Raw genomic sequence first — 23,194 nt, 5'->3', positions numbered from 1 at the left:
ACGTGGATGGAAAGGTGTGCGGCGCTCAGGGCGTGATCGTCAGCGCGACGGCGCCGAGTTCGGTCTTGCCCTGCGCCTTGCCCGACTGCGGTGCGGTCGCCGGCCAGGTGAAGGGGATCTTGAGCAGTTCGCGGCCGCCGACTTCGCGGACCGCCTCGACCACCAGCGTGTAGCTGCCGGGAGCGAGCCTGGCCAGCCGCGGGTCGGAGGTATCGAAGTTCAGCGCGTGCTCGCCGGCCGGGCGGGTGGGGCCGGTGACGCCGTCCACCGGCAGGTCCAGCGTGCGGCCCGAGCGGCGCCACCACTGGCGCAGGTCGGGCAGCCACTTGGTGCCGTGGCCTTCCTTGGTGTCCTTGTCCTGGTACCAGACGGCGAGGTTGGCGGCTGCCTTGTTGTCCGCGCCCTCGATCCAGACCGCGACGTAGGGCCGGTGGTACTCGGCGACCCGCATCTGCGGGATCTGGACGTCGACGTCGAATTCCGCGGCATAGGCCGGCACGGCCAGCAGGCCGCTGAGAGCGATGGTGAGCGTGACGCGCATGGGGACCTCGTCGGTATTGGATGGGTTTCAGTGGATGAAGATCAGGGCGAGCAGGACCGGCACCAGCAGCCCGAGTCCCACGTAGGGCCAGGTCATGCGGCGCTGGCGCGCGTGCATCTGCAGCAGGAACAGGCCGGTGACGGTGAACACCACGCAGGCGATGGCGAACACGTCGATGAACCAGCCCCAGGCCGGGCCGGCGTTGCGGCCCTTGTGCAGGTCATTGAGATACGAGACCCAGCCGCGGTCGGTGCGCTCGAATTCGACCGCGCCGTCCTCGCGCTGGATGCTCAGCCAGGCGTCGGCGCCGGGACCGGGCATCGACAGGTAGACCTCGTCCCCGGACCACTCGGCCTCGCGGCTGCCGATCGAAGTGCCCAGCGTGTCGTCGAGCCAGCCGGACACGCCGGCGGGCAGGGGCGCCTTGCCTTCCTCCGGCCCTGCCAGTCCCTGCAGCAGCGGTGCCGGCAGGGTGGCGGTCTGGTTGGCCACCTGCGGATTGCCTTCGATCTTCGCCGCGTGGTTGAGGGTGATGCCGGTCACCGCGAACAGCAGCATCCCGACCAGGCAGACGGCCGAGCTGATCCAGTGCCACTGGTGCAGGGTGCGCAGCCAGAAGCCGCGGCGCTGCTGGCCGGTGCCGGGGTCCGTGGCTGTGGAGGCGGAGGATGGCAAGGAGGCGGTTCCGGGGGCAAAGAGCGGCATTATAGGGTATGGATGAGAATCATTCTCAAAATTGCGCCGGTCTCTTACGGGGCGGGTGTACGAGCGCCCCTGGCTGTTAAGGGTGGGGGAGCGAACGGCCGCAAGCGGCCGTGGTTGACGCGCCACCTCCGGAAGCAGCGTCGTCCCGGCCGGGGCATGCTCCCCGGCTCGGTCAGACATCCATGCCCGACTCGCCGCCGCAGGCCGCCATAACCTGCTTTACGCATGCCCCGACCGGGACGCCTCACCGGCGGTTCGCCGTCGCCGTGTTTTCGCGCTGGAAGCTACCAGGAGAAGAGGTTTTCGCCGGACCTGCGCGCAGTCGTGGCGGACTGCCTTTCCTCAGGTCTCGGCCCACTGCCGCAGCAGGTTGTGGTACACGCCGGTCAGCTGCAGCAGCACCGCGCGGTCGGCGCCGGACCGGGTCAGGCTCTGGATCGATGCGTCGAGTTCGAACAGCATCCTTCGCCGGGCGTCGTCGCGGACCAGGCTCTGGACCCAGAAGAACGACGCCAGTCGCGCGCCGCGGGTCACCGGCTCCACCCGGTGCAGGCTGCTGGACGGATAGAGGATCACGTCGCCGGCCGGCAGCTTGACTTCGTGCTCGCCGTAGGTGTCGTGGATGACCAGTTCGCCGCCGTCGTATTCGTCCGGCTCGCACAGGAACAGCGTGCAGGAGATGTCGGTACGCATCGTGTCCGGCGGCTGGCCGGGCCGGGCGACGTGCATTACCGAGCCGTCCACGTGCATGCCGTACGTGCCGCCGCCCTGGTAGCGGTTGAAGCGCGGCGGCAGCGTGCGCAGCGGCAGCGCCGCGGCGTGGTAGAGCGGGCTGGCGGCCAGTGCCGCGAGTACCGCGGCGCCGAGTTCGCGCGCCAGCGGCGAGCCGTCGGCCAGCTGCTGGTTGCGCTTGACCTGCGCGCCCTGCGCGCCGACCGTTGCCTTGCCGTCGATCCATTCGCCGCCGTCGAGCGCCTTGCGGAAGCGGGCGACCTGCGCGGCGTCGAGGATGGCGGGGACGTGCAGCAGCATGGCGGGTGTTCCCTCGGCCGCGGCCGGGGCACGGATGCCCCGGCGCGCAGTGGATCAGAAGCGGAAGTCGGCGCTGAGCAGGAACGTGCGCGGCGCCCCCGGAGTGTAGCGGTAGCCGCTCTTGTTGATCGCGGTGACGTACTGCTTGTCGAACAGGTTGTACCCGTTCAGGCGCAGGCTGACGTTGTCGTTGATGGCGTACGAGACCACCGCGTCGTACACCGTCCACGACTTGGTGTACTCCGGCGTGCCGACCGCGCCATCGGTGCCCCTGTGCAGGCGCGAGGTGTAGCGCACGCCGCCGCCGATGGTCAGGCCGAACGGGAACTGGTACGTCGTCCAGCTGGTGACCGCCTCGTCCGGCGTGTAGGTCAGGTTATTGGTGCCGTCCGCGGCCAGGTTGGAGCCTTCCTTGACCTTGGCGTTCTGGTGCAGGTAACCCAGCGAAAGATTCCAGTTGTCGGTGATGTTGCCGACCGCGGAGATCTCGACGCCCTGCACGCGCTTCTCGCCGGTCTGCGAATAGCCGCCCGGTGCATCGGCGTCCGGGGCGATCTCGTTGGTCACGTTGGTCTGGAACAGGGCCAGGTTCAGCGCCAGGCCGCTCTCGGCCAGCATCCACTTGGTGCCGACCTCGTAGGTCCTGGCCTTCTGCGGATCGTTGTTGATGTTGTCGGCGCTGTTGGCGGCGGTGCTGAGGCTGAAGTTGGCGCCGCCGGGAGGCTGTTGCGAGAGCGCGGCGTTGGCGTAGAGGCTCACCGCTTCCACCGGCTTGTACACCGCCCCGATCTTATAGTTGAGCAGGGTGTCGGAGGACTTCAGGTCGGCGGTGGACACAAGGCTGCCGACGGGCGCGGCGTCGCAGTACACGATGCCGCGGCCACTGCCGCCGCTGGTGCCCGGCGTGTTGCACACGGCGGTGGCGTCGTAATCGGTGGTGTAGTGGTCGGCGCGGACGCCGGCGGTGAGCAGGAAGTTCTCGCCGAACTTCAGCGTGTCGAACACGTACAGCGCCGCGGTGTCGGTGCGGCCGTTGGCGACCGCGCCGCTGCGGTCGTAGGCCACGTCGCCGACGTCGTTCCAGCTGGGGTGGTAGAGGCTGGTCGGAGCGAGGCTGCCGGTGGTGGCAATGCCGTGGGCGGTCTGCTCCTCGCGGGTCAGTTCCAGGCCGGTGCTGAGGAAGTGGTCCACGGCGCCGGTGCTGAAGTCCGCGCGCAGGTTCAGCTGGTCGGTGAGGATCTTGTTCTGCTGGTCGCGGGTGTTGAGGTTGCCGCGCAGCAGGGTGTAGGTGGACAGGTCGTCCTTGTCGGTCCAGCGGATGTTGCCGGCCTGCTCGTTGTCGGCGTTGCCGCCGGTGGTCATGAACGCGGTCAGCAGGTAGTCCTGCTCGGTTTTGCCCCAGCGCAGGGTATTGCTGAGCTTCACCGTGTCGGAGAAGTCATGTTCGAAACGCACGGTGGCCATTTGCGCGGTCACGTCATCGTGGTCGAGGCGGCTGCCGTAGAAGTTCTCCGGGTCGACCGGGTGCCCGGCGAGCTGCTCCAGGCCCGGCTGCGGCACCCAGCTCGGCAGGCCGATGGTCGGCACGAAGCCGTCGGGCACGTTGTCCTGCTTCACGTACAGCAGGTTGAGGAACACGCGGGTGTCGGTGCCCAGGCCGAAGCCCAGCGACGGCGCGATGCCCCAGCGCGAGTTGTTGACGTGGTCGCGGCCGGCGACGTCGCTGTCCTGCCACATCGCGTTCAGGCGCAGCGCGCTGGTGTCGCCCAGCCGGGTGTTCCAGTCGGCGGTGGCGCGCTGCTGGCCGTCGCTGCCGGCCGAAACGCTGGCGGAGGTCGCGCCGAGCAGGTTGGCCTGCTTGGACACCATGTTGATCGCGCCGGTCGGCGCCGAACGGCCGGTGTCGGTGCCGGCCGGGCCCTTCACCACTTCCACCTGCTCGATGTTGAACAGGTCGCGCGACACCGCGCCGAGGTCGCGTGCGCCGTCGACGAAGATGCTGCTGGAAGTGTCGAAGCCGCGCATGTACAGCGCGTCGCCGGTGGTGGTGTTGCCGTTCTCGCCGGCATAGAAGGTGCCCACGCCGGGGCTGTTGCGCAGCGCCTCGGTCAGCGTGGTGGCCCCCTGCTGCTGCAGCAGTTCCTTGCCGAGCACCTCGATGGTCTGCGGCGTGTCCTGCAGGGTCTGGGTGAACTTGGGCGAGACCACGAAGCTGTTCAGGCCGTGCACTTCGACCTTGTCGAGGGTCGTGGCCTGCAGCTCCGGCTCGGGACCGGCGGCGGCATCGGCTGCCGCGGCGCTGGCCGGCAGCCCCAGCGCCAGCCCGGTCAGCAGGGTGGCGGCGGTGACGGATTGCGACGACTTCGTGGACGGAACGGCGTGCTTGCGACTCTTGATGTGGGCCATGGTGTCTTTCGTTGCGATGTGGGGGAGCCGGCCGGACGCGCACGCGCGAACGGGCGGGAGGTGGCGGGCATCCGGAACCTCGTAGCGGGCCTGTGGCGGGCTGGGGGCGGCTTGGATTTCGACGCGGACTGCGGAGCCGGCCCGGGTCTTTCGCGGGTGCCGGCGGCCGGAGAGGGCGGCGGGGTGCGCGTATTCAACCGCAAACGATAATGATTCGCAATGCTTTTCTCATCGGCAACGCATACAGGGTGCGCCCTGTCGCATTACGCGGGCTGTTGCAGGGGCGCCTTCAGCCGCGAGTTTTTCCCGATGGTCCGTGAGGGACGTCGTGCGCCGGCGCCAGTCTCCCGAGCTTGCGGCTGAAGCCGCTCCTGCAGTGGACAACAGCATTGCGGGGAGGGGACCGCAGGCCCTAGCGGTCGTCGCGCGTCCAGACCGCGCCGTCCTCGACCTTCACCGGGAACTTCGCCACCGGCGCGTATGCCGGCGCGCACAGCGCACGGCCGTCGCGGACGTCGAACCTGGCGCCGTGCAGGGTGCATTCGATCGTGCCGTCGCCGCCGTTGAACTCGCCCGCCGAGAGTTCGAAGTCCTCGTGGCTGCAGCGGTCCTCCAGCGCGTAGAAGTCGCCGTCGACGTTGAACACGATGATCGGCGTGTCGCCGTCCCAGGCCACGGCGGTTTCGCCGGGAAGCAGTTCGGAGGTGGCGCAGACGCGGATCCAGTCGGACATGGCAGCAGCTCGTGTCGGGTATGGCGATTGTAGGAGCGGTTCGTGCCGCGAGCCTTTGAGGCCCGCATGGCAGCCAGGATCGCGACTGGAGCCGGCCCTACAGTGTCTTCTCCAGGACCTCGAAGCGCAGGTCGTCGCGCCTGGGGATGCCGAAGCGTTCGTCGCCGTGCGGGAACGGCCTGTACACGCCGGTACGGCGGTAGCCGCGGCGCGCATAGAAGGCGATCAGTTCGTCGCGGATGTCGATCACGGTCATGCGCATGTCCGGCAGCCGCCATTCCTCGCGCGCGATGCGCTCGCATTCGGCCAGCAGCGCCTTGCCGATGCCGACGCCCTGCAGCCCCGGCACCACGGCGAACATGCCGAAATAGCCGTGGCCGCCCTCGTCGGCGACATGCGCGCAGGCCAGCAGCCTCTGCCCCGGCCCGGGACCGGGACCGGGGGCGTCATCGCGTTCGGCGAGTACGACGCGGCTGCGCGGACGCTCGATGTCGGCGCGCAGCACCTCGGCGTCGATGCGATTGCCGTCGAGGAAGTCGGCCTCGGTGGTCCAGCCGGCGCGGCTGGACTCGCCGCGGTAGGCGGAGGTGACCAGCGCGACGAGGGCGTCGACGTCGGCGGCGGTGGCGTTGCGGAAGGTGAGTTCGGTCATGGCAGCCCTGATTTTTCCACAGCCACTTGCAGGAGCGGCTTCAGCCGCGAGCTTTTGTTCACGCTGCGAAGAACAGAGAGGGGGCAAAGGCAAGAGCTCGCGGCTGAAGCGGCTCCTACAACGGTGGCCGGCTTCAGCCCAGCAGCCCGCGCACCTTGCGCAGCGCGGCGACGAAGGCCTCGATCTCCCCGTGCGTGTTGTAGAACGCCAGCGACGCGCGGCAGGTGGTGCCGATCCCGAACCACTGCAGCAGCGGATGCGCGCAGTGCTGGCCGGAGCGGATCGCCACGCCTTCGATGTCGAGCAGGGTGGCCAGGTCGTGCGCGTGCGCGCCTTCCACCAGGAACGAGACGACCGCCGCCTTTCCGGGCGCGGTGCCGTAGACGCGCAGGCCGTCGATCTTCGCCAGCTCCTCCTCCAGGTGCGCCAGCAGCGCCTGTTCGCGCGCTTCCACGTTGGCCATGCCCAGCGCGTCGAGATAGTCGACCGCCGCGCCCAGCCCGGCGAAGCCGGCGATGTTGGGCGTGCCGGCCTCGAACTTCTGCGGCGCGTCGTTGAACACGGTGCCGTCGAAGCGCACCTCCTTGATCATTTCGCCGCCGCCGATGAACGGCGGCATCGCCTCCAGGTGCTGGCGGCGCGCCCACAGCGCGCCGGTGCCGGTGGGGCCGCACATCTTGTGGCCGGTCAGCGCGTAGAAGTCGCAGCCGATCGCGGCGATGTCGACCGGGCGGTGCGGCATCGCCTGCGAGCCGTCCACGACGGTGACGATGCCGTGGCGGTGCGCCTCGCGGCAGATCTCGCGCACGGGATTGACCGTGCCCAGCACGTTGCTGACGTGGGCGACGGCGAGCAGCTTCACGTCCGCGGTCATCTTCGCGCGCAGCATGTCGAGGTCGAGCGATCCGTCGGGCAGCAGTTCGACCACCTCGATCCGCGTGCCGGTGCGCTGTGCCACCAGCTGCCAGGGCACGATGTTGGCGTGGTGCTCCATGCGCGTGAGCAGGATCGTGTCGCCGGCCTTCAGCCGCGGCAGCGCCCACGAGTAGGCGACCAGATTGATCGCGAAGGTGGTGCCGCTGCACAGCACGACTTCCTCGGGGCGTACGTTGGTGAAGCGCGCCAGCTTGCGTCGCGCGCTCTCGTAGAGTTCCGTCGCCTCGCCGCCGAGGGTGTGCACGGCGCGGCTGACGTTGGCGTTGTGCTGGCGATAGAAATCGTTGACCGCCTCGATCACCGCCGCAGGCTTCTGCCCGGTGTTGGCGGAATCGAAATAGACCAGCGGCTTGCCGTTGACCTGCCGCTGCAGCAGCGGGAAATCGTCGCGCACCCGCGCCCAGTCGACCGGGCCGCCGTCCGCTGGTCGGGCGCCGGTGGCGGGCGTCATGCGTCGCCCACCAGCGACGCCAACGCCGCATCGAGCCGGACCTCCAGCGCGTCGCGCAGGGTGTCGGAGGCGATCACGCCCAGCGGCTCGCGCACGAAGGCTGCGGTCAGCAGGCGGCGCGCATCGGCTTCCGGCAGGCCGCGCGAGCGCAGGTAGAACATCGCGGTCGGGTCGAGCTGGCCGACGGTGGCGCCGTGCGCGGCCTTGACCTCGTCGGCATGGATCACCAGCACCGGCTGGGTGTCGATCTCCGCGCCCTCGGACAGCAGCAGGTTCTTGTTCGACAGGTTGGCGTCGCTGCCGTCCGCGCCCTCGTGGATGGTGATGCCGCCGTGGAACACCGCGCGGCCGCGGCCGGCGCCGATGCCGCGCCAGGTCAGCTCGCAGGCAGTGTCGCGGGCGACGTGCTCGATACCCAGGCGGGTGTCGAGGTGGCGCTTGCCGGTGGCCAGCAGCACGCCGTTGGCGACCACGCGCGCGCGGTCGCCGAGCAGGCGCACGTTGAACTCGTGGCGTGACAGCGCGGCGCCCAGTTCCAGGTCCAGGCGCCGGTATCCGGCGTCCCCGGCGAGTACGGCGTCGGTGCGCAGGAAGCTGGTCGCGCCGTCCGCGGCATCGTGGACGCGGGCATGGCGCAGGTGCGCGCGCGCTCCGAGCCGCAGCGAGAGCGTGGCGGTGTCGAGGTGGCGGTGCGTGCCTGCGGCCAGGTGGTGTTCGGCGAGCACCAGCGAGGCGCCTTCGCCGATCTCGATGGTGTGACGCAGGTGCCATGCGCGGTCGGCGTCCGAAGGGGCGCCGATGAAGACCAGGTGCAGCGGGGGTTCGACCTGCACGCCGGCCTCGACGCGGACTGCCGCGCCGGTTCGTGCCAGCGCGGCATTGAGGCGGGCGAACACGTCGTCGCTGCGGTTGCGCGCGCCATCGTCTGCGTCGGTTTCGCGCGTTGCGTCGCCGACGCCTTGCGGCGACAGCGTGACGCCCTCGGGCAGTGCGTCGAGGTCGGAGTGCGCGGGGTCATGGACGCCGTTGACGAACACCAGCCGCGGCGCCGGGATGCTGGCGATCAATGCCGGGTCGAATGCCGCGACACCCGCTTCGGCGGGCGCAAAGGCACGCCGCTCCAGCGCGCGCAGCGGAGTGTACTTCCACGCCTCGCTGCGCGGGCCCGGCAGGCCATCGCTGACGATCGCATCCAGCGCCGCCTTGCCGGCGTTGTCGCCTTCGAAGCCGGCGGCGAGCGAATCGAGCAGGGTAGCCATCAGGCCACCGCTTCCGGCGTGACGCGGTCCTTGATCCACGCGTAGCCGTGCGCTTCGAGCTCCAGCGCCAGCTCCGGCCCGCCGCTCTCGACGATGCGGCCATCGGCCAGCACGTGCACGACGTCCGGCTTGATGTAGTCCAGCAGGCGCTGGTAGTGGGTGATCAGCAGGAACGCGCGATCCGGCGAGCGCAGTGCGTTCACGCCTTCGGCGACGTTCTTCAGTGCGTCGATGTCCAGGCCGGAATCGGTTTCGTCAAGGATCGCCAGCTTCGGCTCCAGCACTGCCATCTGGAAGATCTCGTTGCGCTTCTTCTCGCCGCCGGAGAATCCCTCGTTGACGCCACGGTGCAGCAGCTGGTCGTCCAGGTGCAGGACCGCGAGCTTCTCGCGGACGATCTTGAGGAACTGCATCGAGTCCAGTTCCGGCTCGCCGCGCAGCTTGCGTTGTGCGTTGAGCGCGCTGCGCAGGAAGTAGGTGTTGTTCACGCCCGGGATCTCGACCGGATACTGGAAGGCGAGGAACACGCCGGCGGCGGCGCGTTCCTCTGGCTCCAGTTCCAGCAGGTCGCGGCCGTCGTACTGCACGCTGCCTTCGGTGATCTCGTAGCCGTCGCGGCCCGCGAGGATGTTGCCGAGCGTCGACTTTCCGGCGCCGTTGGGGCCCATGATGGCGTGGACTTCACCGGGCTTCACGTCGAGCGTGAGTCCCTTGAGGATTTCGCGGCCGGCGACGGTGGCGTGGAGGTTCTCGATCTTGAGCATGGCTTGGGCTTCAGGAAGACAGGGGGTGGGAGCGTAATCAGCGGCCGTCATCAGGCTGCGCGGAAAACTGCCCGCGCAGGTACGCGGTGCGTTGGCGCGTGAGCTCGGCTTTGGCGCTGGCGTATTCGAGCGGGTAGATCGAGCCGTACTCCAGCCGGGCGTCCTGGCCGTCGGCCAGAGGGAACTGCGCGGCAAGGTCGGCGTCGCGCAGCTGTATCCACAGCCGTTGTGCGGTTCTGAGGCGCTGGAGCGCCACCGGTTCGTTCTTCATCGTCGCCACGATCCGCGCATAAGCGGAATTGAGCTCCGCATCGGCCTGGTCGAGGTCATCCAGGGCGCACCGGTTCATTTCGGCCTGGCTGCCTTCCGGGTTGCATGCGGCCTCCTGCGCCATGGCGGCAGGGACGACAAGGGTGAGCAGGAGCAGGAAACGGATCATCCGACCGATCCCTCCAGCGACACTTCCAGCAGCTTCTTCGCCTCCACCGCGAACTCCATCGGCAGCTCGCGGAACACCTGCTTGCAGAAGCCGTCGACGATCAGGCTCACCGCGTCCTCCTGCGAGATCCCGCGCGAACGGCAATAGAACATCTGGTCGTCGGAGATCTTCGAGGTGGTGGCCTCGTGCTCGACGGTGGCGCCGGGGTTCTTCACCTCGATGTAGGGGAAGGTGTGCGCGCCGCAGCGCTTGCCGATCAGCAACGAGTCGCACTGGGTGTAATTGCGCGCGCCGTCCGCCGAGGCGGCGACCTTGACCAGGCCGCGGTAGGTGTTCTGGCCGCGGCCGGCGCTGATGCCCTTGCTGATGATCTTGCTCTTGGTGCGCTTGCCGACGTGGATCATCTTGGTGCCGGTGTCGGCCTGCTGGCGGTGGTGGGTGAGTGCGACCGAATGGAATTCGCCGGTCGAGTCGTCGCCCAGCAGCACGCAACTGGGGTACTTCCAGGTGATCGCCGAGCCGGTCTCGACCTGGGTCCAGGTGACCTTGCTGCGGTCGCCGCGGCATTCGGCGCGCTTGGTGACGAAGTTGTAGATGCCGCCGCGGCCTTCCTCGTCGCCCGGGTACCAGTTCTGCACGGTCGAGTACTTGATCTCCGCATCCTCGAGCGCCACCAGCTCCACCACCGCCGCGTGCAGCTGGTTCTCGTCGCGCATCGGCGCGGTGCAGCCTTCCAGGTAGGAGACGTGGCCGCGGTCCTCGCAGATGATCAGGGTGCGCTCGAACTGGCCGGTATGGCCGGCGTTGATGCGGAAGTAGGTGCTCAGCTCCATCGGGCACTTCACGCCCGCCGGGATGAACACGAACGAGCCGTCGGAAAACACTGCGGAATTCAGCGCGGCGAAGTAGTTGTCGCCCGGCGGCACCACGCTGCCCAGGTACTGCTTCACCAGCTCCGGATGGTCCTTGATGGCCTCGGACATCGAGCAGAAGATGATGCCCTTGTCGGCCAGTTCCTTGCGGAAGGTGGTGCCGACCGAGACCGAGTCGAACACCGCGTCCACGGCCACGCCGGCGAGCTTCGCCCGCTCGTGCAGCGGCACGCCGAGCTTGTCGTAGGTGTCGAGCAGCTCCTTGGGCACGTCGTCGAGCGACTTGTACTTCGGGCCCTTGGGCGCGGAGTAGTAGCTGATGGCCTGGAAGTCGATCGGCGCGATCTTCAGCTTCGCCCAGTGCGGTACCGGCATGGTCAGCCAGTGGCGGTAGGCGGCCACGCGCCAGTCGGCCATCCACTCGGGCTCTTCCTTCTTCGCCGACAGCGCACGCACGACATCCTCGGACAGGCCGGGCGCGAAGCTGTCCGACTCGATGTCGGTGATGAAGCCGGCCGAGTAGCGGCGGCCGAGCTGTTCGATGATTTCTGCGTTTTCGACGGACATGTGGGGTCCTGCGTCAGCTGGCGGTCAGGCGTGCGGGGATTGCGCGCTTGCCGGAGGGCTTGCCGGAAGGGGAAATGGGGAGTGGGGACAGCATCTGCGCGAGGGTCACGCCGCGCAGCGCATCGGCGACGACGTCGTTGATGCGGCGCCAGTTGGCGCGCACGTGGCAGGAGTCCTCGATGCCGCAGCTGCCGCTGTGGACGCTGCATTCGGTCATGCCGAGCGGGCCTTCCATCGCCTCGACGACCTCGAACAGCGAGATGTCTTCCGCCGGCCGCGACAGCCGGTAGCCGCCGTTGGCGCCGCGGAAGGCCTCGACCAGCCCGGCCTGGGCCAGCGGCTTGAGCAGCTTGGCGACCGTGGGCGCTTCCAGGCCGGCGCGCTCGGCCAGGCCGGCGGCGCTGGCGACCACGTCGGGATCGCTCGCCAGGACGGTGAGGACGACGGTTGCGTAGTCGGTGAGTTTGGTGACCCGGAGCATGGCGTGGCTCGAAGCGCGCGGCTTCTGGCTGTCTTCAATCAGGACCGAAATTGTACTCTTTCGCCTGCGGCCGGTTCAAGCCTCCGCGCACGCGTGGCCGGGCCGTCCGAAGGCCAGCAATGACGGCTGTCATCCCCGATGGCTGACGATCGCGCCTGGCGCGGGCCGGGGCGGTGCGGACAATGGGTTGTGTTCCCTCCCTGGAACACACAGGAGCCCGCCATGCACACCCGGACCCGCAGTGCCTTCGAAACCACCCTGCAGGGCGTCGCCGGCCAGCTGGTCGAACGCGCCACCGCGCTGCCCGGCAATGCCGGCCGCGGACAGCTGTTGCGCTGGCTGCTGGCGATCGCTGCGATTTTCGTCGCATGGCGGATGTGGCGCGGGCTCAAGTCGATGGCGTGGATCGCGCTGGGCCTGGGCATGGCGCTGTACTGGACCGGGGCCTGGCACGCCATCTTCTGACGCGGCGGTGGCGCGCACGTCCACGCAAGGGGGCGGCGCGGCGGCGGGATGGGCCATAATCCGTGGCTTCCCGCCGTCGTCCGGAACCACGCAATGCCCAAGAAGAAAATCGCCGCACGCCTTTCTCCCATCCACGGCAACGGCGTGTTCGCCACCGAGGCCATCGAGAAGGGCGAGCGCATCGTCCGCTACAAGGGCCTGCTGCGCACCCATGACGAGGTCGACGAGGAATACGGCGACCAGGACGAGGACGGCCACACCTTCCTGTTCACCCTCAACGACGACTACGTCATCGACGCCAACAGCGGGGGCAACATCGCGCGCTGGATCAACCACAGCTGCAAGCCCAACTGCGAGGCGGTGATCGAGGAAAATCCGAAGGGCAAGCGCCACAAGGACAAGGTGTTCATCGAGGCGATCCGCAAGATCAAGCCCGGCGAGGAGCTGACCTACAACTACGGCATCACCCTCGACGAGCCGCACACCGCCAAGCTGAAGAAGCTGTGGGGTTGCAAGTGCGGGTCGAAGAACTGCACCGGCACGATGCTCCAGCCCAAGCGCTGAGGCATCGCCCGGGCCCGCGCGATGCGGGCCTGCGAAGCCAGTCGCATTCATCGATCTGGAAGCCCGCCTCGGCGGGCTTCCGCGTTGCGGATGCCGTCGGTGGGTGAAAGGTTTGCATGACTTGTGCCAGTAGGTTGCGCCGCACCGCGCCGATACCGTGCGTGCAACCGGGGAGAACGCCCCGCACGAGACGGAAATCCCGATGCGCGTTGCCCGCCTTGCCCTTGCGTTGCCGACGTTGCTGTCCGTGCCTGCGTTCGCGGTGGACATCGACGGCCGTATCGACCCGGCCGAGTGGGAGGGCGCGCACCACGTCACCGACTTCCGCAAGGTGCAGCCGCTGTCGGGCCAGCCGGCCTCGCTGCCGACCGAGGCCTGGATCCTGGCCACGCCCGAGGGGCTGGCGGTCGCCTTCCGCAATACCCAGCCGGCATCGGTGCCGCGCACCAACCAGCGGGTGAGGCGCGACTTCGAGGAGCAGGTCGACCGGGTCAACCTGATGGTCGACTTCGACGGCGACGGCCGCACCGGCTACAACTTCACCGTCAGCTCCACCGACGGCGTGTTCGACGCCGTGGTCACCAACGAGACGCAGTTCAACAAGGACTGGGACGGCAACTGGAAGCACGCCACCAGCAACGATGCCGAAGGCTGGTCGGCGGAGATCCTGATCCCCTGGTACATCGCGCCGATGCGCGAGGGCAGCAACGGCGAGCGCAGGATCAGGGTCTACGTCGACCGTGTCGTCGGCTCCACCGGCGAGCGGGTGGCGTGGCCGGCGGTGAGCTTCAAACAGTCGCGTTTCCTGTCCGGGTTCGAGCCGCTGGAGGTGCCGCTGTACAGCCAGTCGCTGCTGGCGGTCACGCCGTACGTGTCGGGGTTGTACGACAACGTCGGCGGCCGCAGCGACTTTGACGGCGGCGCCGACATCTTCTGGAAGCCGAATGGCCAGTTCCAGCTCACCGCCACGATCAACCCGGATTTCGGCCAGGTCGAGAGCGACGACCTGGTGGTCAACTTCGACGCCACCGAGACCTTCATCAGCGACAAGCGCCCGTTCTTCACCGAAAACCAGGGCATCTTCGAATACACCACGCCGTCGGACTACAGCCAGCTGCTGTACACCCGCCGCGTCGGCGGCCCGGCCGACGATGGCGAAGGCTCCGGCGACATCACCGCGGCGGTCAAGCTCAACGGCAGTTTCGGCGACACCAAGTACGGTGTGTTCGCCGCCGATGAATCCGGCGAGGCGGGGCGCACGTTCGGCGCGCTGCGGCTGGTGCGCGGCTTCGATACCCAGAACCTGGGGCTGATGCTCACCCAGGTGGACCGCCCGTATCTGGACCGCGAGGCGACCGTGCTGGGCATCGACCACAACTGGCGCCCGACGCCGCGCTGGAACATCCGCAGCCGTCTGTTCGGCAGCCGGATCCGCCAGGCGGGTGGGGAATCGGACGATCTCGGCGCCTCGATCTGGGCCGACTACGAAATGGATGGCGGCTGGCGCCAGCAGTGGATCGCGATGCATTTCGGCGACGAACTCCAGATCAACGACCTCGGCTACCTGTCGCAGAACGACCTGAATTACGGCCATTGGGAAGTCGCGCGCCGCTTCACCGGGCTGCCGGAGGATTCGCGCTATGCCTCCAAGGACTGGCGCTGGCGCGTCAGCCGGATCACCAACGACCACGGCCAGCTGCTGCGCGACCAGCTGCGGCTCAGCCGCAACAGCGAGCTGCGCAACGGCAGCAGCGAGTACATCACGACCAATATCAACAGCTCGGGCGTGGACGACCTGCTCACGCGCGGCCATGGCGTCGTGGAGCTGCCGGCGAACTTCAACGCGGTCTTCGAGTACAACCGTCCGCGCAAGGGCAACTGGGCGTACGACCTTTCGCTGGTCGCGATGAGCGGCGGCCTGGCCGGCAACGACAAGATCGGCTACGAGGCCGAATTCGAACCCACCTACTTCGTCACCGACGCGTTCAGCATCAACGCTGGCGTCTACATGAACCACACGCCGGACTGGCTGGTATGGCAGCACGACAACCTGATCGGCAGCTTCGAAGGCCGCGAGTGGCACTTCAACGCGGGTCTGGACTGGAGCATCGGCAGCCGCCAGGAGCTGCGCGTGAAGCTGCAGACGCTGGCCATCGACGCCCGCGCGCGGCAGGGCTGGCGCGTGGATGGGTCGGGCAACGCGATGCCCAGCGATGATCCGGTCGAAGACTTCAGCGTGCGCAACCTCGGCTTCCAGATCCGCTACCGCTACGAACTGGCGCCGCTGTCCTACCTGTACGTGGTCTACGGCCGTGGCGGCTATCGCGAGAATCCGTTCTCCGAGGATCCCTTCGACGGCCTGCGCGACAGCTTCGACCTGCGCGACGACGAGCAGTTGCTGGTGAAGCTCAGTTACCGGTTCGAGATCTAGGGCAGGGCGGTGGCCGGGAACCAAGGATTAAAATCCCGCAGTCCCGAGTCCCGAGTCCCGAGTCCCGAGTCCCGAGTCCCGAGTCCCGCCTACTCCCGCACCTCACGCAGATCCGCCGAAGCAATCCGCCACGCGCGCTGCTCGTCGGTCGCGCCGTCGACCACGGTGCGATGCAGGGTGTAGGTGCCGGCGTAGCGGTGCACGCTGCCATCGGTACGGGTGGCGGTGATGCTGGCCGGGACCTGGATGTAGCGCTGGCCGGCGCCGGGATCCTCGCGGGTTGGTTCGCCCAGGGTGGCAACCACGTCCGCGGTGTCCGCGAAGCCGTCGGCGAACTGTTGCGGCGTCTGCTTGCTGGCGCGGCCGCCGTCAGACCACATCGCATAGGCGCGCGCGTAGCTGCCGGCGCCGATCGCGGCGTAGTAGTCGCGGACCACCGCGACCGCGTCCTGCGGCGTGGGTTCGGCGGGCATGCCGGTCTGCGCGTCGGCGTCGGCCGGCGCGCCGGGGAGCATGCCGGTTTCCGGGTTGAGCAGGTCCACCTCGTCGGCGGGCTCGGCGACCACGGGCGGCGGGGGTTCGCCGGACAGCGGTACGTTGCCCGGACCCGGGCGCGCGGACATGCCGGTGATCGAGCCGTCGAACTGTTCGGGTCCCGGCAGGGCTTCGGCCTGGTCCTGCGAGGTGGACGGCGCGGCATCTGCGGCGGGCCGTTCGCCGCATGCGGACAGCACGAGGGCGCCAGCCAGGGCGCACAGGGTCAGGAGCGGTTTCGACGTGGCGGGCATGGAAGCAACCTCGACGGATCGAATGGAGGGCGTGCCGTGGCACGCACGGTTCGCACCCTACGCATGCGACCTGAACGCGGCGTCAGGGCAGCTCCCGGAGCACCTTGCGCCGCGGCTGCAGCCACGCCACGAGCAGGCCGAGCAGGACGGTCGCGATCGTGCCCAGCACCAGCTGCCTGGCGACAAGCCCGCCCGGAAGCGGCTGCACCGCGTAGTAGATCAGGTAGCCGGGGATCGTCGAGAACAGCGCCATCGCGACGCCGAAGCGCAGGCCCTGCAGCAACGATGCGCGGCCTTCGGAAAAGCCCTGTGCGTAGATCCAGGTCATCGCGAAGCCGATCAGCACGTGCGCCAGCACCATCCAGTGCGCGTAGTGGCGGCCGTCATCGTCGCTGCGGAACATCGGGCCGAGCGCGGCGTAATCCGGGGCCAGCAGCAGGCCGTGGATGACGAAGCCGAGCAGCAGCGCCGCGACCGACATGACCAGTCCACAAACCCAGAAGCGCTTGTCCACGGCGTGCTCCCTCGCAGGTATTGCATCGTGCGGCGGCAACGATGTCGCGGCGATGCTACTCCGCGCGCCGGGTCGCGTCGATGGATGCGTCAGGGGCGTGCAACCCGTCCGGGTCAGCGCCGGATCGCCGCCAGCTGGTGCTTGCGCTCGTCCGTGTAGTGCCACCACGGATGCGGCGGCGCGCCTTCCATGAAGCGTACCGCGCTGATGAAGGTATCGATGACGCAGGGATCGTGGCGCACATCGGTGACCGCGCACAGGCGCTCGTACAGCGTGTAGGGATCCTTGCCGGCGAGCTGCGCGGGCTGTTCGATGCCGATGTTGCGGAAGTCCTCGACCATCGCCGGGCCGATGTTGGGGATGTCGGCCAGCTTCCTGGCCTCGCCTGCGGTGCGCGCCTTGGCCACGTCAGCCGCGCTGCTGCAGTGCCAGGCGCAGGCCGATGCCGAGGAAGACGGTGCCGATCGCGCGCTGTCGCCAGCGTGCCAGGCGCGGACTGCCCGCGCGCCGATGGCCGAAGCGGCCGACCAGGAATGCCAGGGTCGCGCTGTTGGCGAAGCCGATCGCCGACAGCAGGGCGCCCAGCACCAGGAACTGCAGCCAGGCCATGCCGCGCTCGGGGTGCACGAACTGCGGCAGGAACGCCAGGAAGAACAGCGCCACCTTCGGGTTGAGTACGCCCGTGACCACCGAGCGGCGAAAGACGTGCGCGGTCGCGCGCGGCGCCGCGGACGCCGCCTGCACGTCGCCGCCCTCGCGCCAGGCCTTGATGCCGAGCCAGACCAGATAGGCGGCGCCGGCGTACTTGAGCAGTTCGAAGGCCAGCGCCGACGTCGCCAGCAACGCCGACAGGCCGAGGCCTGCCGCAGTAGCGTGGATGAGGGTCGCGGTTTCGAGCCCGAGCCCCGCGTGCAATCCGCGACGCGTTCCACCGGCGACTGTCTGCGCGACGACCCAGGCGGTACCGGGCCCGGGGATCAGCACCAGGATCGTCGCCGCCGCGAGATAGGCGAGCAGGGTGGGGACATCGAACAGTGGGGTCATGGTGTGCTCCGGCGCCGGCTGTGGATGCCGACGCGGGTCGACGGCATGCCGGCATGCGCCGGGTCATCGGCCATCGGCGCTGGCGGCACCGGCGAGTCTACGTCCGGGGCGCGTCGCAGTGAATGGGCGTACCCGGATGCACCGTTCCAGTTTGTTGCCGACGGAATGAAAAAGGCCGGAGCATCCTGAAGGAATGCATCCGGCCTTTCGCAGGAGACGCGGCAAGCCGCGCCTCCGTCACGTGCTTGCCTGGATCAGGAGGCAGCGTCCTTGAGCTTCTTGAGCGGGCGCACCTTGACCTTGACCGAGGCGGGCTTGGCGGCGAACCACTGCTCTTCCTTGGTGAAGGGGTTGATGCCCTTGCGGCGCGGCTTGGCCGGCACGTTGACGGCGGTGATCTTCAGCAGGCCCGGCAGGGTGAACGCACCCACGCCCTTCTTGCTGACGGAGCCGTGCACGGCGCTTTCCAGCGAGGCCATCACGGCGCGAACGTCCTTGGCGGCAACGCCGGTAGCGTTGGCGATGTGGGCGACCAGGCCCGACTTGGTCAGGGCTTCCTTGATCGGCTTCGGCGCGGCCGGCTTGGCGGCGGCCTTCTTCGGTGCAGCCTTCTTGGCTGCCTTTTTCGCTTTCTTCGCCATGTGTGTGTGGTTCCGTATTCGTTGGTTGATTGATGGGCCGAACCCGTCGGCAAGCGCAATGTAGGGCAAGAAATACGTGGCGCCAAGTCCCTTGCGGCAAAAAAGACGCTTTTTTTCAGGGGTGCGCGGCGGTCGCGGCGGCCCGGAAGCGGGTGTCGCGGCGTGCGGGTCGGAGCGACCGGGCGGTCGGCCGGAGGCATCCGTCGATCCGGCGCGGGCCGCGCATCCTTTCCCGGCAGGGGCGAAGGCGACGATGTTGATGTAGTGCAGGAGGTCGTGACGCGGCCACCATCGGCAGCTCAATCGTCCTCGTGGCGTGGCCTGTATGCCTCCACGAGTTTCTGCTGCACCTGCGCAGGCACCGGTGCGTAATGGCTGAAATCCAGTGAATAGCGCCCGCGTCCGGCGGTCACGGACTTGAGCTCCGCCGCATAGCCCTCCAGCTCCGACAGCGGCACCTGCGCCTTGACCACGATCTCGCCGCCGCGCAGCGAGTCGGTGCCGTTGATGCGCGCGCGCTTGCTCGCCAGCCCGCCGCTGATGTCGCCCATGTGCTGCTCGGGCGCATTCACGTCCAGGTCGACGATCGGTTCGAGCACCTGCGGCCGGGCCTTGCCGATGGCGTCGAGGAAGGCCTTGCGGCCGGCCGCGACGAAGGCCACCTCCTTGCTGTCGACCGGGTGGTGCTTGCCGTCGTAGACCACCACGCGCACGTCCTGCATCGGATAGCCGGCGATGGCGCCGCCGTCGAGTACCTGGCGCACGCCCTTTTCCACGGCCGGCAGGAACTGGCCGGGGATGGTCCCGCCCTTGATCTCGTCGACGAACTCGAAGCCGGCGCCGCGCGGCAGCGGTTCGATGCGCAGGAACACCTCGCCGAACTGGCCGGCGCCGCCGGTCTGCTTCTTGTGGCGGTGGTGGCCTTCGGCCTTCGCCGACACGGTCTCGCGGAAGGCGATGCGCGGCGGGTGCGTGGCGACCTCGATGCCGTGGCGCTCCTTCAGCCGCTCCAGGTTGATGCGCAGGTGCAGGTCGGACAGGCCGCGGACCACGGTTTCGTTGGTGTCGGCCAGGTGCTCGACCTCGAAGCAGGGGTCCTCCTCGGCCAGCTTGTGCAGCGCGGCGCCGAGCTTCTGCTCCTGGCCCTTGCTGCCGGCCTCGATCGCCAGCCCGAACATCGGCCGCGGGAAGTCCGGCGGCGCCAGGCGGATGGCGTCCTCGTCGTGCGAGTCGTGCAGCACCGCGTCGAAGTGCACGTCCTCGATCTTGGCTACCGCGGCGATGTCACCGGGAATCGCCTGCTCGACCTCGACGTGGTCCTTGCCCTGGATCCGGAACAGGTGCGCGACCTTGAACGGCTTCCTCCCGTCGTCGATGAACAGCTGCGAGTCCTTGCGCACCGTGCCCTGGTAGACGCGGAAGATGCCGAGCTTGCCGACGAACGGGTCGTTGATGATGCGGAACACGTCGGCGATCACGTGCGCGCCGGGATCGGGGCGCGCTTCGACCGGCCGCGCGCCTGCGCCCGTGCCCTTCACGAAAGGCGGCGGATTGGCCTCGCCGGGATGCGGGAACAGGCGCTCGGCCGCGTCCAGCAGCTTGCGCACGCCGGTGCCGTCGCGCGCCGAGGTGAAGCACACCGGCACCAGGTGTCCCTCGCGCAGGCACTGTTCGAACGCGTCGTGCAGCTGGGCGCCGGAGAGGCCGCCTTCGCCCTGGTCGAGATAGCGGTCCATGACCGATTCGTCGACCTCGACCACCTGGTCGAGGATCCTGCGGTGCCAGTCGGCGACAGGGCCCAGGTCGCTTTCGCCGGCCTCCTGCCCGAAGCAGTCCACCACCGCCTTGCCGTTGTCGGCCGGCAGGTTGAGCGGCAGCAGCTCGGGGCCGAATTCCTCGCGCAGCTCTTCCAGCACGCGCGCGCAGTCGGCGGCCTCGTGGTCGATCTTGTTGACCACCACCACCCGGCACAGCCCGCGCTGGCGCGCGCGCTCCATCATCCGGCGGGTGCCGTGTTCGACGCCGCGGTCGGCGTCGACGACGATCGCCACGGTTTCCACCGCCGCCAGCGCGGACAGCGTGGGGCCGCGGAAATCGGGATAGCCGGGGGTGTCGACCAGGTTGACGTGGATCGACTGCTTCGACGCGGCGACGTGGTCGATGGCGGCGATCGCCGCGTCGATGGAGTGGCCGCGCGCCTTCTCCATCGGGTCGAAGTCGGAGACGGTATTGCCGCGTTCGACCGTGCCTGCCGACTGGATGGCGCCGCCGGCATGCAGCAGGGCTTCGAACAGGGTGGTCTTGCCGGCGCCTGGATGGCCCGCGAGGGCCACGTTGCGGATGTCTGCTGTCGAGTACGGCATGAGCCATTTCCTCCGTCGTGCGGGAGGGCCCGGCGCGGGGCCGATGCCCTCGGACGAATCCGCGGGCGCTTGCCGGCGCGGATCCGGGTGCGACGTCATGGCTGTCCGCTGGGGAAGCGCGTCGACCGAGCTGCGCGCTCGGCGGGCGGTCATGGCGGGACGGGGACGATAGCGCGGCGCCGGACGCAGCGTCCCGTTGCGGCGCAGCAAAGCGAACGCGCGCATCACGCGGCGCTGGCTAACCTGCCGTTCCCACGCGAATGCATCGGAGACGCACCCATGGCCACCACCCGCCACGCCACCGCCCACTGGTCCGGCGACCTCAAGACCGGAGGCGGCACCATCAGCACACCGCAAAGCGGACTGATGGCCGACACCGCGTACGGCTTCAACACCCGCTTCGGCGACAAGAAGGGCACCAATCCGGAGGAACTGATCGCCGCCGCGCACGCGGCCTGCTTCACCATGGCGCTGTCGAACGCGCTGGCGCAGGCCGGGCACGCCCCGGACGCGGTGGATACGCGCGCCGACGTCGAGCTGTCGATGGAAGGCGGCCCCACCATCAGCGGGATCCGCCTGCAGATGAAGGCCAAGGTGCCGGGGATCGACGAGGCGAAGTTCCGCGCCATCGCCGACGACGCGAAGCAGAACTGCCCGGTGTCCAAGGCGCTGTCGGCGGTGCCGATCACGCTCGAGGCGGAACTGCTCGCCTGACGCTTGCGCGGATGGCCTGCGCCGCGTGCGCAGGGCAGCGCATTGCCGCGTCCGCGATGTGGCGGCATAGTGGTCCGATTCCTTCCGGAGCCACCCGCATGCGCCGTATCACTTGCATCGCCACCCTGTGCTGCCTTGCCGCCACCGCGCAGGCCGCCGATGTCCACCTGCTGACCGCGGCGCATATCCACACGTCCAACCCCGACCAGCCGCAGGCGCAGGCGATGGCCTGGGACGAATCAGGACGCGTGCTGGCAGTGGGCGATGCAGACGATCTCCAGGCGCGCTATCCGGATGCCGAGCACATCGACGCCGGCGACGCGACCGTGGTGCCCGGCCTGATCGACGCCCACGGGCACCTGATGGGCCTGGGCTACGCGCTGATGCAGGCCGACCTGGTCGGCGCGAACGACAAGGCCGAGGTGATCGCGCGGCTGCGCGCGTACGAAAAGACCCTGCCGGACGACGCGTGGCTGCTCGGCAACGGCTGGGACCAGAACGACTGGCCGGAAAAAACCTTCCCCACCGCCGCCGACCTCGACGCCGCGTTCCCCGACCGCCCGGTCTGGCTCGACCGCGTCGACGGCCACGCCGGCTGGGCCAACAGCGCGGCGATGAAGGCGGTCGAGGCGGCGATGCCCGACGGCGAATCGCTGGCCGGCGACTGGCAGCCCGACGGCGGTCGCATCCTGCGCGCCGACGGCAAGGCCACCGGCGTGTTCGTCGACGGCGCCATGGACCTGGTCGGCAAGGTGCTGCCGGAACCGGACGCCGCCTACCGCACGCAGGCGCTGGAACGCGCACTCGCCGCCGCCGCGCGGGACGGACTGACGGGCGTGCACGACATGGGCGTGTCGGCCGACAACCTCGCGCTGTACCGACAGTTTGCCGATGCCGGCAAATTGACCCTGCGCATCGACGCCTACGCCAATGGCGACAGCAAGGCCCTGGACGACCTGTGCCAGCACGGCGCCTACCACCATCCGGACGGTCGCCTGGAAATGCGCGGCGTGAAGCTGTTCATCGACGGCGCGCTCGGCAGCCGCGGCGCCGCGCTGCTGGCCGACTACAGCGACGAGCCGGGCAACCGCGGCCTGCTGGTTACCGACCCCGAAACCTACGAAGGCATCGTGCGCAAGGCCAGGGGCTGCCACCTGCAGGTTGCCACGCACGCCATCGGCGACCGCGGCAACCGCATCGTGGTCGACACCTACGAGCGCGTGCTGGGCGACGATGCGAAGAGCGACCACCGCTGGCGCGTCGAGCATGCGCAGATCGTCTCGCCCGAGGACATCCCGCGCTTTGCACCGCTGGGCATCATCGCCTCGATGCAGCCGACCCACGCCACCTCCGACATGCCGTGGGCCGAGGAACGCCTCGGCAAGGAGCGTCTGTTCGGTGCCTACGCCTGGCAGCGCTTCCTGCACAGCGGCGCGCACCTGGCGCTGGGTTCGGACTTCCCGGTCGAATCGCCCGATCCGCGCCTGGGCCTGTACGCCGCGGTCACGCGCCAGGACCGCGACGGCCAGCCACCGGGCGGCTGGCTGCCCGACCAGCGCCTGAGCGCGGCCGAGGCGCTGCGCGGGTTCACCGCCGACGCCGCGTACGCCGGTTTCGACGAGAAGGAAGTCGGCAGGCTGGCACCGGGGCTGCGCGCGGACTTCGTGATCCTCGCCGCGGATCCGCTGGCCGTGCCCGCGTCGCAACTCGACGACCTGCAGATCGAATCGACCTGGCTCGACGGCAAGCCGGTGTACGAGGCCGACAAGGCCGCGAAGCTGTAATCGTGTAGGAGCGGCTTCAGCCGCGAGCTCTTCGGGGTTTTCCGGAAA

The 23,194-nt window shown here is 68.9% G+C and carries 23 protein-coding genes; 5 read left to right on the top strand and 18 right to left on the bottom strand.

Annotation, left to right across the window (positions count from 1 at the left end):
* Positions 1 to 25 precede the first annotated feature (25 nt).
* The 12 genes from ABD679_RS14170 to ABD679_RS14115 all read right to left on the bottom strand — a co-directional run bounded on the left by ABD679_RS14170 (position 26) and on the right by ABD679_RS14115 (position 11,838).
* On the bottom strand, positions 26 to 541 hold the full coding sequence (locus tag ABD679_RS14170; protein ID WP_344760658.1) for a DUF2271 domain-containing protein: 516 nt from the start codon (positions 539 to 541) through the stop codon (positions 26 to 28).
* Positions 542 to 568: 27 nt separating this feature from the next.
* Positions 569 to 1,216: a PepSY-associated TM helix domain-containing protein gene (locus ABD679_RS14165; RefSeq protein ID WP_344760657.1), complete on the bottom strand. Its 648-nt coding sequence runs from the start codon at positions 1,214 to 1,216 to the stop codon at positions 569 to 571.
* Positions 1,217 to 1,588: 372 nt separating this feature from the next.
* Positions 1,589 to 2,278, bottom strand: coding sequence for a Fe2+-dependent dioxygenase (locus ABD679_RS14160; protein ID WP_344760656.1), 690 nt, complete (start codon positions 2,276 to 2,278; stop codon positions 1,589 to 1,591).
* 54 nt (positions 2,279 to 2,332) lie between these two features.
* A complete protein-coding gene (locus ABD679_RS14155) occupies positions 2,333 to 4,684 on the bottom strand; it encodes a catecholate siderophore receptor Fiu (protein ID WP_344760655.1) in 2,352 nt (783 codons plus the stop codon).
* A 412-nt stretch (positions 4,685 to 5,096) separates the two neighbouring features.
* Entirely contained in the window at positions 5,097 to 5,417 is a 321-nt protein-coding gene (locus ABD679_RS14150) for a non-heme iron oxygenase ferredoxin subunit (RefSeq protein ID WP_344760654.1), read from the bottom strand.
* A 97-nt stretch (positions 5,418 to 5,514) separates the two neighbouring features.
* Positions 5,515 to 6,069, bottom strand: a complete 555-nt coding sequence (locus ABD679_RS14145; RefSeq protein WP_344760653.1) for a GNAT family N-acetyltransferase — start codon at positions 6,067 to 6,069, stop codon at positions 5,515 to 5,517.
* Between the two features lie 133 nt (positions 6,070 to 6,202).
* A complete protein-coding gene (locus ABD679_RS14140) occupies positions 6,203 to 7,456 on the bottom strand; it encodes a cysteine desulfurase (protein WP_344760652.1) in 1,254 nt (417 codons plus the stop codon).
* Positions 7,453 to 8,715, bottom strand: coding sequence for a Fe-S cluster assembly protein SufD (sufD, locus tag ABD679_RS14135; protein WP_344760651.1), 1,263 nt, complete (start codon positions 8,713 to 8,715; stop codon positions 7,453 to 7,455). The genes ABD679_RS14140 and sufD overlap by 4 nt, the downstream gene beginning before the upstream one ends.
* On the bottom strand, positions 8,715 to 9,479 hold the full coding sequence (gene sufC / locus ABD679_RS14130) for a Fe-S cluster assembly ATPase SufC (RefSeq protein ID WP_344760650.1): 765 nt from the start codon (positions 9,477 to 9,479) through the stop codon (positions 8,715 to 8,717). Before sufC ends, sufD begins: the two co-directional genes overlap by 1 nt.
* Before the next feature lie 37 nt (positions 9,480 to 9,516).
* A complete protein-coding gene (locus tag ABD679_RS14125) occupies positions 9,517 to 9,918 on the bottom strand; it encodes a lysozyme inhibitor LprI family protein (RefSeq protein WP_344760649.1) in 402 nt (133 codons plus the stop codon).
* Entirely contained in the window at positions 9,915 to 11,357 is a 1,443-nt protein-coding gene (sufB, locus tag ABD679_RS14120; RefSeq protein WP_344760648.1) for a Fe-S cluster assembly protein SufB, read from the bottom strand. Before sufB ends, ABD679_RS14125 begins: the two co-directional genes overlap by 4 nt.
* Before the next feature lie 13 nt (positions 11,358 to 11,370).
* Entirely contained in the window at positions 11,371 to 11,838 is a 468-nt protein-coding gene (locus ABD679_RS14115) for an SUF system Fe-S cluster assembly regulator (RefSeq protein WP_344760647.1), read from the bottom strand.
* A gap of 222 nt (positions 11,839 to 12,060) precedes the next feature.
* Between ABD679_RS14115 and ABD679_RS14110 the strand changes: the two genes are divergently transcribed.
* The 3 genes from ABD679_RS14110 (at position 12,061) to ABD679_RS14100 (ending at position 15,298) form a co-directional block, all read left to right on the top strand.
* Positions 12,061 to 12,303, top strand: coding sequence for a hypothetical protein (locus ABD679_RS14110; protein ID WP_344760646.1), 243 nt, complete (start codon positions 12,061 to 12,063; stop codon positions 12,301 to 12,303).
* A 93-nt stretch (positions 12,304 to 12,396) separates the two neighbouring features.
* A complete protein-coding gene (locus ABD679_RS14105; protein ID WP_344760645.1) occupies positions 12,397 to 12,867 on the top strand; it encodes an SET domain-containing protein in 471 nt (156 codons plus the stop codon).
* 202 nt (positions 12,868 to 13,069) lie between these two features.
* Positions 13,070 to 15,298: a DUF5916 domain-containing protein gene (locus ABD679_RS14100; RefSeq protein WP_344760643.1), complete on the top strand. Its 2,229-nt coding sequence runs from the start codon at positions 13,070 to 13,072 to the stop codon at positions 15,296 to 15,298.
* Between the two features lie 89 nt (positions 15,299 to 15,387).
* Here the strand turns inward: ABD679_RS14100 and ABD679_RS14095 are convergent, their stop codons facing one another.
* The 6 genes from ABD679_RS14095 to fusA form a co-directional block, all read right to left on the bottom strand.
* Entirely contained in the window at positions 15,388 to 16,086 is a 699-nt protein-coding gene (locus ABD679_RS14095; RefSeq protein WP_344760641.1) for a hypothetical protein, read from the bottom strand.
* Positions 16,087 to 16,168: 82 nt separating this feature from the next.
* On the bottom strand, positions 16,169 to 16,600 hold the full coding sequence (locus tag ABD679_RS14090) for a hypothetical protein (protein WP_344760640.1): 432 nt from the start codon (positions 16,598 to 16,600) through the stop codon (positions 16,169 to 16,171).
* A gap of 113 nt (positions 16,601 to 16,713) precedes the next feature.
* Positions 16,714 to 17,007, bottom strand: coding sequence for a helix-hairpin-helix domain-containing protein (locus ABD679_RS14085; protein WP_344760639.1), 294 nt, complete (start codon positions 17,005 to 17,007; stop codon positions 16,714 to 16,716).
* 1 nt (position 17,008) lies between these two features.
* Entirely contained in the window at positions 17,009 to 17,644 is a 636-nt protein-coding gene (locus ABD679_RS14080) for a LysE family translocator (protein ID WP_344760638.1), read from the bottom strand.
* A 254-nt stretch (positions 17,645 to 17,898) separates the two neighbouring features.
* Entirely contained in the window at positions 17,899 to 18,285 is a 387-nt protein-coding gene (locus ABD679_RS14075; RefSeq protein WP_344760637.1) for an HU family DNA-binding protein, read from the bottom strand.
* Between the two features lie 299 nt (positions 18,286 to 18,584).
* A complete protein-coding gene (gene fusA / locus ABD679_RS14070) occupies positions 18,585 to 20,648 on the bottom strand; it encodes an elongation factor G (RefSeq protein ID WP_344760636.1) in 2,064 nt (687 codons plus the stop codon).
* A gap of 279 nt (positions 20,649 to 20,927) precedes the next feature.
* Here fusA and ABD679_RS14065 point away from each other — a divergent pair, with 279 nt between their 5' ends.
* Positions 20,928 to 21,362 carry an OsmC family protein gene (locus ABD679_RS14065; protein ID WP_344760635.1) on the top strand — a complete coding sequence of 145 codons (435 nt, stop codon included), beginning with the start codon at positions 20,928 to 20,930 and terminating at the stop codon, positions 21,360 to 21,362.
* A 98-nt stretch (positions 21,363 to 21,460) separates the two neighbouring features.
* Positions 21,461 to 23,146 carry an amidohydrolase gene (locus ABD679_RS14060; RefSeq protein ID WP_344760634.1) on the top strand — a complete coding sequence of 562 codons (1,686 nt, stop codon included), beginning with the start codon at positions 21,461 to 21,463 and terminating at the stop codon, positions 23,144 to 23,146.
* The last annotated feature ends 48 nt before the right edge of the window (positions 23,147 to 23,194 follow it).

The sequence above is a fragment of the Luteimonas lutimaris genome, assembly GCF_039537065.1.
GTDB lineage: Bacteria > Pseudomonadota > Gammaproteobacteria > Xanthomonadales > Xanthomonadaceae > Luteimonas > Luteimonas lutimaris.
This window is presented reverse-complemented; position numbering and strand designations above follow the sequence as displayed.